The sequence below is a fragment of the Ruegeria sp. ABD4_443 genome (assembly GCF_056160865.1).
The window spans coordinates 91679-104611 of the sequence record NZ_JBSWYA010000002.1; the positions used below are offsets into that span (position 1 = coordinate 91679).

Consider the following 12933-nt stretch of genomic DNA (forward strand, 5'->3'; position numbering starts at 1 on the left):
GAGGCAGCGTTGAGCCATGGGCCGTCTGATCAAGTTCCTGTTATACATCATTTGCCTGGCGTTTATTGGGCTGGTTGCCTACGCCTATGTCGGGCCGTACTTTGGCGCGGATTTTTCCGCACCCCAAAGTGAAATCCGCGAACCGGTAACATTGGATGTCGACTAGGACCGCGCTGCTTGCGCTTGTGGTCACGACCGGAGTGGCACAGGCGCAAACGCAGGAACCTCTGTCCGCGATCGATTGGCTGACGGACCCGCCGCAGAACCTGCCGGGCACTGTCCTGCTGGAGCCGCCTGTCACGCAGACCGGCCTGCAGCCCGATGTCCACGTTACCCCGCTCGAAGCGCTTTCGCCGCCGTTGGGGCTTGTGTCATCCTCGGTGACCGGGTTGCCGGTCGACCTGTGGCAGGGCAGCGACCCGGCGCGCCTGGCCGAATTGATCGACCGCGTTCCCGTCCGGTCCAACCCGGCCATGCAGCGCCTGCTGTTCACCCTGCTTTTGTCCGAAGCCCGCGCACCGGCCGGATCAGACACCCAAGATACGCTGTTGCTGGCCCGTCTTGACCGCCTGATGGCCCTGGGTGCATCGGACCCGGTGCAGTCGCTGGTGCAACTGGCCGGACCCACAGACAGCCAGGACCGGTTTCAGCGGTGGTTCGATGCGACCCTGCTGACCGGGGACGAAGATCGCAGCTGTACCGCGCTGATTGCGCAGCCTCACCTGTCGCGTGACTATGCCGCGCAGATATTCTGCAAGGCACGGCGTGGCGACTGGGCCTCGGCGGCGCTGACGCTTGAGGCCGCGCACGCATTGGCGGAATTGCCCCAGGCCAAGCTAGACCTTCTGGACCGGTTCCTGAGCCCCGAGCTGTACGAGGGCGCGGCCTATCTGCCCCAGCCCGACGACCCCGACCCGCTGACCTTTCGCCTGTTCGAGGCCATTGGCGAACGGCTGCCCAGCGCGCCGCTTCCTTATGCGTTTGCCAATGCCGATCTGCGCGATGTGGCTGGCTGGAAGGCCCAGATCGAAGCCGCCGAACGCCTGACCCGTATCGGTGCGCTGACGCCGAACCAGTTGCTTGGCCTTTATACCGAACGCTCACCCGCCGCGTCTGGTGCGGTCTGGGACCGGGTGGCCGCCGTTCAGCGCTTTGAAACCGCGTTGAACACCGGAAATCCCGAGGCCATCGCGAAAACCCTGCCCCCGGTCTGGCAACAGATGAAAAAGGTCGGGCTGGAGGTTCCGTTTGCCGAGCTTTTTGCAGCCCGCCTGTCCGCGCAATCCCTGCCCGTTCCCAAGGCCGAAAACCTGCGGTGGCGGATCATGCTTTTGTCCGAGTATTACGAGACCGCCGCGCTGGAAACGCCCGATGGGTCGCGCGCAAACCAGTTTCTGGCGGCCCTGGCCCAGGGCGACCCAAGCCGGGCGACCTCTCCTTCGCCCCTGGCCGATGCCATCAGTCAGGGCTTTGCCTGGGCCGCCCCGATCCCGTCGGATATCAATGCGCTGCTTGAAAACGGCCAGCTGGGCGAGGCGATCCTGGAATCGATGCAATTGTTTGCCCATGGCGCCCGCGGAAACCTTGTGGACCTGACGGCGGCAATCGCGGCGTTTCGCAAGGTCGGGCTTGAGGACACGGCCCGCCGCGCGGCGCTGCAGCTGATGATCTTGCAAGGAACCTGACCATGTCAGCACCTGCGGCTCAGGATCAGTGGATTTCCACATTTCTCGAGGCCCAGGCGGCCGAATTGGGCGCCGCGACAAACACGTTGCTGGCCTATGGCCGCGATCTCAAGGACTTTTCGGCCTGGCTGACCCATCGCAAAAGCGGTTTCGCCGACGCAGACCGCGACAGGATCGAACGGTACCTGATCGACTGCGATGCACAGGGTTTGTCGCGGTCCACGCGGGCCCGGCGGCTGTCCGCGATCAAACAGCTTTACCGCTTTGCGTTCGACGAAGGATGGCGCGAAACCAACCCTGCGATCCAGATCAAGGGGCCAGGCCGCCAAAAACGGCTGCCGAAAACGCTGGATGTCCCCGAAGTGGACCGGCTGTTGGCCGCCGCCCGGCAAACCGGCCGCACCCGGGCCGACAAGGTGCGCAACACCTGCCTGATGGAGGTCCTTTACGCGACGGGGATGCGGGTGACCGAGCTTGTCTCGCTGCCGGTATCCTCGGCCCGAGGCGATCCGCGTATGTTGCTGGTGCTTGGCAAGGGCGGCAAGGAACGGATGGTCCCCCTGTCCCCGCCTGCGCGCGACGCACTGGCCGCCTGGCTGACCCTGCGCGACGAGGCCGAGGCCAAAAGCGTGGCCGAAGGCGGGCAGCGGTCCAAGTTTCTGTTTCCGTCGCGTGGAAAATCGGGCCACCTGACCCGGCACAGGTTTTTTCTTTTGGTCAAGGAACTGGCCGTTCAGGGCGGGGTTTCACCGGACAAGGTTACGCCCCACACCCTGCGCCACGCCTTTGCGACGCACCTGTTGGCCAATGGTGCCGATTTGCGGTCGATCCAGACCCTGCTGGGGCACGCCGATGTGGCCACGACCGAGATCTATACCCATGTTCTGGACGAACGGCTGGCCGAACTGGTGCTGGAACATCATCCGCTGGCCCGGGACGACGACGATCAGGGGTAAGCCCTTGATCGCCTGGGGGTCCGGCCCCATAACGGGTGTGCAACAAGAAAACCTAAGGAACGATGGAACCCACTGCTTCGCTGATCGACGGCGCCTTTTGGATCACTGGCGGCGCCATATTGTTTCTGCTCGTCCTTTCGGGCTTTTTCTCTGGCTCGGAAACCGCCCTGACCGCATCGTCGCGGGGCAAGCTTCGGGCGCAGGCTGACAAGGGGTCTCGCGGCGCGAAAAAGGCGCTGGACATCACCGACGATAACGAGCGGCTGATCGGCTCGGTCCTGTTGGGGAACAACCTGGTCAATATCCTGGCCGCATCGCTGGCGACGGCCCTGTTCACCCGGCTGTTCGGGGAAAGCGGCGTGGCCCTGGCAACGCTTGTCATGACGTTTCTCGTCCTGATCTTTGCCGAGGTGCTGCCCAAGACCTATGCCATCACCAATGCGGAAAAAGCAGCCGCTGCCGTGGCGCCGGTCATCGGCGTCATCGTGACGGTGTTTTCGCCCATCGTCGCCGCGGTTCGCCTGTTGGTGCGGGGCGTTCTGCGCATCTTTGGCGTGCGGATCGACCCGGACAGCAACATTCTGGCCGTGCGCGAAGAAATCGCCGGTGCGCTGCAGCTGGGCCATTCCGAAGGTGTGGTCGAAAAAGAGGACCGCGACCGCATTCTGGGCGCCCTGGATCTTGGGGACAGGGTTGTCGAGGAAATCATGCTGCATCGCTCGAACATCGAGATGATCGACGCAAATGACGATGCCGAAGCCATCCTGAAACAATGTCTGCAAAGTCCGCATACGCGCCTGCCGGTATATCGGGACGAACCGGAAAACATCGTCGGGGTTGTCCACGCAAAAGACCTGTTCCGGGCTATGTATGCCCAAGTGGGCGGTGCTGATGGCGACACGGATCGGCTTAAGGCGTTCGACGTGGCCAAGGTGGCCAACGATCCGTATTTTGTCCCTGAGACCACGACGCTGGATGACCAGATGCGCGAGTTCCTGCGGATGCACAGCCATTTCGCGCTGGTCGTGGATGAATACGGCTCGTTGCGCGGGCTGATCACGCTTGAAGACATCCTTGAAGAAATCGTCGGCGAAATCGCGGATGAGTTCGACATTGACGAAGACGTGCCCGTGACGCGCACCGAAGACGGCCAATTCCTGGTCGAAGGGGCCATGACCATTCGCGACATCAACCGCGCAATGGATTGGTCCCTGCCCGACGACGAGGCCAACACCCTTGCGGGGCTTGTCATCCACGAGGCGCAGATGATCCCGACCGTGGGGCAGGTTTTCTCGTTTCACGGCTTTCGGTTCGAGGTGATGGCACGCGAGGGCAACCGGGTCACCGCGTTGAAAGTCCGGCCCCTGTGACATCGCCGGGCGTGCGGTAAAAACGACACCTTCGGTCGCTTACAGGTCAGATGGACCAGATCCCGGCGGGCACCTTCGCTGCATCGGATGGAGGTGATCATGAAAAACGTCAGCCAGGTCGTGGTAATCGGTGGCGGTGTCGTCGGGTGTTCGGTTCTGTACCACCTGACCAAGCTGGGCTGGTCAGATGTGATGCTGCTGGAACGGTCCGAGCTGACATCCGGGTCAACCTGGCACGCGGCGGGCGGGTTCCACACCCTCAACGGTGACACCAACATGGCGGCGCTGCAGGGCTATACGATCCGGCTGTACAAAGAGCTGGAGGAGATCACCGGCATGTCTTGCGGCCTGCACCATGTGGGCGGTGTGACGCTGGCCGACAACCAGGACCGGTTCGACATGCTGCTGGCGGAACGCGCCAAGCACCGGTTCATGGGGCTGGAAACAGAAATCGTGGGGCCCGAAGATATCGCCAAGATCGCCCCGATAACCAATACCGACGGGATAATTGGGGCCCTTTACGATCCGCTGGACGGGCATCTTGATCCGTCCGGGACAACCCATGCTTATGCCAAGGCCGCACGCATGGGCGGCGCCACGATTGAAACGCATTGCATGGTGCGCGAAACGATCCAGCGCCCCGACGGAACCTGGGATGTCGTCACCGACAAGGGCACGATTCACGCGGAACATGTCGTCAACGCAGGCGGGCTGTGGGCGCGCGAGGTCGGCGCGATGGCCGGGGTCTATCTGCCGCTGCATCCGATGGAACATCAGTACCTGGTGACGGACGCAATTCCCGAAATCGAGGCGATCATCGACGCCGGGCATGAACATCCCCATGTCATGGACCCCGCCGGAGAAAGCTATCTGCGGCAAGAGGGGCGCGGCCTGTGCATCGGGTTCTATGAACAGCCCTGCAAGCCCTGGGCCGTAAACGGAACGCCATGGGATTTCGGTCACGAACTGTTGCCGGATGATTTCGACAAGATCACCGACAGTATCGAATTCGCCTATCGTCGGTTTCCCGTTCTGGCCGAGGCCGGGGTGAAATCGGTGATCCACGGCCCCTTCACCTTTGCGCCCGACGGCAACCCGCTGGTCGGCCCGGTTCCGGGCATGCGAAACTATTGGTCGGCCTGCGGTGTCATGGCCGGTTTCAGCCAGGGCGGCGGTGTCGGCCTGACCCTGGCGCAGTGGATGATTGATGGCGAACCCGAACGCGATGTCACAGCCATGGATGTCGCCCGGTTCGGAGACTGGATCACCCCCGGCTATACCCGGCCGAAGGTCATCGAAAACTATCAAAAACGGTTCAGCGTTGCCTATCCCAACGAAGAACTGCCCGCCGCCCGGCCAAACCGTACGACCCCGATGTATGATATCTTTAGCGATCTCGGGGCTGTTTGGGGGCAGCAATACGGGCTTGAGGTTGCCAACTATTTTGCGCAAGGCGACGAGCCCGGATTTGAAACACCTTCGTTCCGGCGCTCGGATGCGTTTCAGGCCACAGGCCGCGAAGTGCGCGCCGTCCGCGATGGCGTCGGAATCAACGAGGTGCATAATTTCGGAAAATACCGCGTCACTGGGCCTGAGGCACGGGCCTGGCTTGACCGGATCATGGCAGGCCGCATTCCGCAACCGGGGCGCGTGTCCCTGACGCCAATGCTGTCGCACAAGGGCCGGTTGTTCGGCGATTTCACGATCTCTTGCCTTGGCCCGGAAGAGTTCCAGCTGACCGCCTCATACGGCAGCCAGGCGTTTCACATGCGCTGGTTTGAACAAAACGGGCAGGACGGCGTATCCGTCGAAAACATCAGTGATCGGCTGAACGGTTTCCAGATCGCGGGGCCGCTGGCCCGGGATGTATTGGCAGCCTGCACACATGGCGATCCGGTCGACCTTGGGTTTCTGGACGCACGCCGCATGACCGTTGGCATGACCGACTGCATCGTACAGCGCGTCAGCTATACCGGTGATCTGGGGTATGAAATCTACTGTGACCCGATGGCGCAACGGCAATTGTGGTGGACGCTTTGGCAGGCCGGGCAACCCCATGGCATCACCCCCTTTGGCATGCGCGCGATGATGAGCCTGCGGCTGGACCGGTTCTTTGGGTCGTGGACGCGCGAGTTCTCGCCCGACTATACCCCGGCCGAAACCGGGTTGGACCGCTTTGTCGCCTTTTCCAAGCCTGCCGATTTCATAGGCCGCACCGCAGCCGAGCGTGAGCGGGACACAGGGTGCGCGCGCAGATTGGTCGCCTTTGAGGTCGATGCCGAGGACGCGGATGTAAACGCCTATGAGCCGATCTGGCTGGACAATTCCGTTGTCGGGTTCTGTACATCGGGCGGCTATTCCCACCATGCCGCGAAATCCATCGCCCTGGGTTTCCTGCCGGTTCAGCACGCCAGGGACGGGGTGAAGGTCAGGATCGAAATCCTTGGCCAATTGCGGGATGCACGGGTCATTTCCCGCCCCTTGTTCGACCCCGACGGTACGCGCCTGCGGGGATGACATCGGGCCGATACGGCTGCTAAATACGCGCATGAGCGAAATTCCCGTCATTCTTCTGGCCGCGGGCCGGTCCAGCCGTATGGGCGGTTCGGATAAGCTGATGCGACAGGTTGACGGCGTGCCGTTGCTGCGCCGGTCAGCCCAGACCGCCGCCGCCGTGGGGCCTGTGATCGTTGCCCTGCCCCCGGCCCCGCACCCGCGCCACGATGCCTTGGACGGTTTGCCGGTTCAGGGCGTTGAAATTCCGGATGCCGATGAGGGGATGAATGCCAGCCTGCGCGGCGCCCTGGCACATGTTCCGCCGGACGCACCGGCGGTCATGGTCCTGCTTGCCGACCTGCCCGACCTGACGGCGGACGATCTGCACGCACTTGTTCAGGCCACCCGCTCATACCCGGACATGCGTATATGGCGCGGCACCAGCGCCCAAGGACAGCCCGGCCACCCGGTCATTTTCGACCGCGCCCTATTCGCGGAACTGGGACAGCTTTCCGGGGATAGCGGGGCACAGGCCGTTATCCGCAGACATGCAAACCAGGTTCACCTGCACCCGCTGCCGGGTCATCACGCCGTTCGGGACCTGGACACGCCCGAGGATTGGGCCGCTTGGCAATCAGACCGTGACCGGCGGACCCCCGCACGACAGCCTGCTACGCCAAAAAATCCTGCCCAAAAGTAACACGGCCCGGTCGCGAACGACCGGGCCGGCTGCCAAGTACAGGACTACCACTTTCACCAACCCCGAAAGCGCGGTCACAACGTCGAACAGACGTCGGACAAATACGCTGCTGAACCGAAACAGACCCCCTCGTTAACATGCCGCTCAGCGCTTCCGATGATCGAGTTTTGCCGTCAAGCACCCCCTAGTGCCTTCGGGCTCCCCCTCACTTGGACATGAACATCGTCACCGATCACGCAGCGTCAAACAACGTAAAACTGACCGACACAGCCAATTTTACAGAATTTGGAATGGCTTTTCCGCAACATCGCGCCTGGCGCAACTCTACCCAAAGTTGCTGATTATTTCCCGGTATTGCGCATGTTGTTTGGTTCATCGCGCACCCAAAGGTCATTTTGATAGTTTTGCAAATACCTAAGGCGCAAACCTAAAGCCCTCCCCGCAGTGATATTCTACCATAGGGAGAGTTACTCCGAAGCTTCGATTTCCGACCCCTCGCTGTTAACGAAATTGATTCAATTCAACGCTTTTCGTCCATTGCGACCCATTTCGGCAACAATTCACCGATTCGCCGCAAAACGATCCGCCTGATTCCGCCTGCGTCAGGCGCCGTTCCGACACCGCCAATTGCGATGAAGCCGGTCGAATATGGCGAAATTAAGATTTCTTAATGTTCCACTCAGGATATTCACAGAAGGGTGTCCCATTTGTCCCTTCAAAGCGCAGATGAAACCGCGCCTTTGACAGGAGACCAACTTAGAATGAGCATTCGTAAATCATCCCTTCTCTTTCCCCGCACGACAAGCTGGGCCGGCGCCAGCGCCCTTGGCGCGGCCCTGTTGGCCGGCACGGCAATTCCCGCTCTGGCTGACGAGGCGCTGGCCGATCTGGTTGAAAACGTATCACCCTCGGTCGTCACCATCATCGCCAAGCAAGACGCACAGCCAATGCCTGCGCAGGGGCAGGACTTTGACCTGGACAACCACCCGTTTGGTGAATTCTTCAAGCGTTTCGGCGGACCGGAAGGGTTCAAAATGCCCGAACGCGGGCCAAGCCAGGGGCTGGGCTCGGGGTTTGTGCTGGACGCGGACGGCTATATCGTCACCAACCACCACGTTGTTGAAAACGCCAGCACGGTGACCGTGCGCCTGTCCGACGACCGGTCCTTCGACGCCGAAGTTGTGGGGACGGACCCGCTGACCGATATCGCCCTGCTCAGGATCGATACGGGCGAAGACCTGCAGGCCGTTGACCTTGGCGACAGCGACCACATCCGGGTCGGCGAAGACGTTGTCGCCATCGGCAACCCCTTTGGCCTGAGCTCGACGGTCACCACCGGGATCGTGTCGGCCAAGGGCCGCAACATCTCGGAAGGTCCCTATGCCGAATTCATCCAGACGGATGCCGCCATCAACAAGGGCAACTCGGGCGGCCCGCTGTTCAACATGGAAGGCGAAGTCGTCGGTGTGAACTCGGCCATCTATTCGCCCAGCGGCGGATCGGTCGGGCTTGGATTTGCCGTCACCTCGAACATTGTCGAACATATCGCGGCCGACCTGCGCGATGACGGACAGGTCAGCCGGGGTTGGCTGGGTGTTTCGATCCAGAATGTCAGCCCCGAGCTTGCCTCGGCCATCGGCATCGACGCCGCGACGGGCGCGCTGGTGTCCGACGTGGTGCCCGGCAGCCCGGCTGACGGAGTTCTGAGGCAAGGCGATGTCATCCTGTCCTTCAACGACCAGTCGGTTGATGACAGCAGCGACCTGCCCATTCTGGTCGGCACCACGCGGGTTGGGTCCGACAGTGTTCTGACGGTCCTGCGCGACGGGAATACCCAACAGCTTGAGCTGACGATCGGACAATTCCAATCCGCATCGGCTGACGCCCAGGACCCGGTCGACGCAACGGTGTCGGACACCGCGCTTGGCGTGACGGTCGCCCCGCTGACGGACGCGGCGCGCGCTGAAATGGGCGCGCCGGAAACGCTGGACGGTGTGGTCGTGACCTCGCTTGAGCCAGAAAGCCCCGCCGCCAGGGCCGGGTTGCAACGCGGCGACGTGATCGTGCGGCTTGGCGCACTGGACACCGCGACCCCCGAGGCGCTGAAAGCCGCGCTGCAAAGCGAAAAGACCAATCCGGCGCTTGTCCTGATCAACCGGGGCGGCAATCAGATCTTTGTCGCGGTCGAGATCGCCTGACCACAGACACGCGCGCGCCTTTCGATGGGGATTTCGGCGCGCGCATTTCCCGGCGGTCACGCATTGTCCACGTGAAGTCGGGACGGCCGGGTGCGGAAACCGCACCCGGCAGGTTTTTTTTAATGGGTATATGTGGTTATATCTACGCGAAAGGAATTTCGACCATGAGCCGACGCCTCTTGATCGTCGAAGATGACGAAGATACGCGCGACTTTATTGCCAAGGGACTTGGCGAGGAAGGATATGTGGTTGAAGCGGCCGCAGACGGGCGCGAAGGTCTGTACCACGCCACCGATGGCGGTTTCGACCTGGTTGTTCTGGACCGGATGCTGCCGGGCCTGGACGGGCTGTCCCTGGTCAAGTCGATGCGGGCCGCGGGGCTGAAGACGCCGGTTCTGATGCTGACCGCCATGAGCGCGGTTGACGAGCGCGTCAAAGGATTGCGGGCCGGTGCCGACGATTACCTGGTCAAACCGTTCTCGTTCCAGGAACTTCACGCCCGGATCGAAGCGCTGCTGCGGCGCCCGCAAGAGGCCGAGGAAACCCCTACCCTGACCTGCCGCGACCTGGAAATGGATCTGTTGACCCGCAAGGTCACTCGCGGCGGGCGCGAAATCACGCTGACCCCGAGAGAGTTCCAGATCCTCGAGTTTTTTCTGCGGCGCAAGAACAGGGTCGTGTCGCGGACCATGCTGCTGGAAGGCGTTTGGGATTACCATTTCGACCCGAACACCAATGTCGTTGATGTCCATATCTCGAAGCTGCGCCGGCAACTGGATGAGGGCGACGCGCCGCCCCTGATCGAAACCGTACGCGGGGCCGGATACATGGTTTCCGATGGATAGGCTGCGCCTGTCTTTCAGGAACGCGCGCACGCGTCTGGTCCTGGCCAGCATGGTGCTAAGCACCCTGCTGACGGCAACCGTTCTGGTGCTGGTCTATGTCACTGCGAACCGGACCATCGAAGGGGAAACCCGATCGGTAGTGTCGGCAGAACTGACAGGGCTTGCCGATGAATATGAACGCCGCGGCCTGATCGGCCTGATGACCGCGATAGAAAGGCGCCTGCCCAGCGCGTCCGAACGCGATGCGCTGTACCTGCTGACCGACCGGCTGGGCGTCAAGCTGGCCGGAAACCTCAGGCAATGGCCGGAAGAGATCACCGCCGGCAGCGGCTGGGTCGATCTTGAACTGCGCCGGGCGGACAGTGATGAGCTGGTGCCAATCTCGGCCGCCTCGATCCGGCTTCCCGCTGGCGAGCGGTTGCTGGTGGGCCGCGACGCCCTGGCCCGTCAGCAATTTGACCGGGTGCTGCTGCATTCCGTGGGCTTTGCGCTGGCGACGGCGCTGGCGCTGAGCATTCTGACCGGATGGCTGCTGACGCGCCTGGTTTTTTCGCGCCTCAAGGACATTGCCGCAACGGCCGAAAATATCGTGTCGGGCGACCTGTCCGGTCGCATGCCCCTGCGCGGAACCGGCGACGAGTTCGATCAGGTCGCTGGTACGCTGAACAACATGCTGGACCGCATCGAAGAACTGATCAGCAACCTGCGCACCACGTCCAATTCCATTGCCCATGACCTGCGGTCACCGCTGTCGCGGCTGCGCCAAAGGGTCGAGGCCCTGTCCTATCCCGGCCAAAGCGATCAGGACCGCGAGGCCGACATTGCCCGTGCCACCAACGAAATCGACCATGTCCTGCGGGTCCTGTCGCAACTGACCGAGATTTCGCGCGCCGAGGCCGGGCTTGGCCGGGAACAATTCGAACCCGTGGACCTCAAGGCGCTGGCCGCCAATGTCGTCGAACTTTACGACCCCGTAGCCGCCGACCGGGACGTCCGGCTTGTCATCGAAGGGGATGCCGTTCAAATCAAGGGCCACCGCCCGCTGTTGTCGCAGGCCTTGTCCAACCTGCTGGAAAACGCGCTGCGCTATGCACCGACGGGCACCGAGATCACGATTGGCGTTCACGAAACCGGGCCATTTGCCCTGCTCGGTGTCCGGGATCGCGGCCCCGGCGTCCCCGAGGCTGATCTTGACCGGCTGAAACAACCCTTTGTGACCCTGGACCCGGCGCGAACCGACCGCAATGCGGGGCTTGGTCTGGCTCTGGTCTCGGCCATTTCGCATATGCATGGCGGAGAGTTGCAGGCCGCAAACCGCGCGCCCGGATTGGAAACCACACTGAAACTTGCGCGACGCCCCTAGGCCGGGGTGCCGCCAATCGCCAGGCCGTTGTCCTTGTCCTGCGTGTCCGACGGCACATAGGGGCCGATCCAGTCGTCGCCCTATTTTCAACATTAGCGTTAACGGGTATATACCTGAAATACATGGTATTTTTGAAAATCAACCACCCTGCCCACGTATCTTGCCGGTCGGACTGCTGGAACCGGGATATCGTGTTTTGAACAGGGCGGGCTGCATTTCGGAAATTACGCCTTTGAACAGGTGAGGCCGCGCGCTGGGAAGGGTCGAAACGGTTTGGAACTGCGTGCCACCGCCGGGCGGTTTGGCGGGTTTTGCCGACCCCTTTTCCCGCGTCTTGATGATCTCAGAGGTTTCGGCCGCATGCGGGTGACTTGTCACCGGTGGCGCGCTAAGACGGGGTATGACCGACCCTGTATCCTCGATCCGCAACCTTGGCCCGGCCTTCGAACAGGCTTGTGCCCGCGCCGGTATCCATTCGGCACAGGACTTGCGCGCCCTTGGGGGCCGATGCGGCCTATGCCAAACTGCTGCAATCAGGCACAAAACCCCATTTCATCGGGTATTACGTTCTGGTCATGGGGCTGCAGGGACGCCCCTGGAACGACTGCAAGGGACAAGAGAAAACCGACCTGCGCAAACGGTTTGACCAGATCAAGTCTGGCGCTTCGGCAGCACCGGCAAGCAAGATGATCGCCGACCTGGACCGGATCGGGGTTCAGGTCACCCCGCAGGATCTAAAGCCGGTCTGAACGAAAAAGGCCGCACCTGGAAAGGCGCGGCCCCGTTTCGGTGATCTGATCGCGATTAGCCGACCAGTTCGATACCCGAGAAGAAATACGCAATCTCGACCGCGGCGGTTTCGGGGGCGTCCGAACCGTGGACCGAGTTTTCGCCAACCGATTCAGCGAACTCGGCGCGGATGGTGCCGGGGGCTGCGTCTGCGGGGTTGGTTGCACCCATCACTTCGCGGTTCTTGGCAATCGCGCCTTCGCCTTCCAGAACCTGAACAACAACCGGGGCCGACGACATGAATTCGCACAGTTCGTCATAGAACGGGCGTTCCGCGTGGACGTCATAGAACTTGCCCGCTTGCGCCTTGGTCATGTGGATGCGCTTTTGCGCGACGATGCGCAGGCCGGCCTCTTCGAACTTGGCGTTGATCTTGCCAGTCAGGTTGCGGCGGGTTGCATCGGGTTTGATGATCGAAAAAGTGCGTTCCAGTGCCATGTCGGACTCTCCTTGATTAAAGGGCGCAGACACTGCGCCGAAATCCATCGCGCGCCGCCTAGCACGGTATCGCTGGTAAGAAAAGGACTATGA

Annotated in this window: 10 protein-coding genes and 1 pseudogene; 10 read left to right on the plus strand and 1 reads right to left on the minus strand. The window is 62.0% G+C overall.

Annotated features, from left to right (window positions below):
• Window positions 1-16 precede the first annotated feature (16 nt).
• The 10 genes and pseudogenes from ACXAG8_RS04545 (at window position 17) to ACXAG8_RS04590 (ending at window position 12362) form a co-directional block, all read left to right on the plus strand.
• Window positions 17-166 carry a hypothetical protein gene (locus ACXAG8_RS04545; protein WP_475222549.1) on the plus strand — a complete coding sequence of 50 codons (150 nt, stop codon included), beginning with the start codon at window positions 17-19 and terminating at the stop codon, window positions 164-166.
• Window positions 156-1685 carry a hypothetical protein gene (locus tag ACXAG8_RS04550; protein ID WP_475222550.1) on the plus strand — a complete coding sequence of 510 codons (1530 nt, stop codon included), beginning with the start codon at window positions 156-158 and terminating at the stop codon, window positions 1683-1685. Before ACXAG8_RS04545 ends, ACXAG8_RS04550 begins: the two co-directional genes overlap by 11 nt.
• Window positions 1686-1687: 2 nt before the next feature.
• Window positions 1688-2641: a tyrosine recombinase gene (locus ACXAG8_RS04555; RefSeq protein WP_475222551.1), complete on the plus strand. Its 954-nt coding sequence runs from the start codon at window positions 1688-1690 to the stop codon at window positions 2639-2641.
• 62 nt (window positions 2642-2703) lie between these two features.
• Complete coding sequence (locus ACXAG8_RS04560) at window positions 2704-4011, plus strand: HlyC/CorC family transporter (RefSeq protein WP_475222553.1); 1308 nt, start codon at window positions 2704-2706, stop codon at window positions 4009-4011.
• 99 nt (window positions 4012-4110) lie between these two features.
• Complete coding sequence (locus tag ACXAG8_RS04565) at window positions 4111-6528, plus strand: GcvT family protein (protein ID WP_475222554.1); 2418 nt, start codon at window positions 4111-4113, stop codon at window positions 6526-6528.
• 31 nt (window positions 6529-6559) lie between these two features.
• Complete coding sequence (locus ACXAG8_RS04570; protein WP_475222555.1) at window positions 6560-7207, plus strand: nucleotidyltransferase family protein; 648 nt, start codon at window positions 6560-6562, stop codon at window positions 7205-7207.
• A gap of 761 nt (window positions 7208-7968) precedes the next feature.
• Entirely contained in the window at window positions 7969-9405 is a 1437-nt protein-coding gene (locus tag ACXAG8_RS04575) for a Do family serine endopeptidase (protein ID WP_475222557.1), read from the plus strand.
• Between the two features lie 164 nt (window positions 9406-9569).
• Window positions 9570-10250, plus strand: a complete 681-nt coding sequence (locus ACXAG8_RS04580) for a response regulator transcription factor (protein ID WP_475222558.1) — start codon at window positions 9570-9572, stop codon at window positions 10248-10250.
• Window positions 10243-11613 carry an ATP-binding protein gene (locus ACXAG8_RS04585; protein WP_475222560.1) on the plus strand — a complete coding sequence of 457 codons (1371 nt, stop codon included), beginning with the start codon at window positions 10243-10245 and terminating at the stop codon, window positions 11611-11613. Before ACXAG8_RS04580 ends, ACXAG8_RS04585 begins: the two co-directional genes overlap by 8 nt.
• 400 nt (window positions 11614-12013) lie before the next feature.
• Window positions 12014-12362, plus strand: a pseudogene (locus ACXAG8_RS04590) (TfoX/Sxy family protein).
• Window positions 12363-12417: 55 nt separating this feature from the next.
• Here the strand turns inward: ACXAG8_RS04590 and ndk are convergent.
• On the minus strand, window positions 12418-12840 hold the full coding sequence (gene ndk / locus ACXAG8_RS04595) for a nucleoside-diphosphate kinase (protein ID WP_008757405.1): 423 nt from the start codon (window positions 12838-12840) through the stop codon (window positions 12418-12420).
• Window positions 12841-12933: the final 93 nt, after the last annotated feature.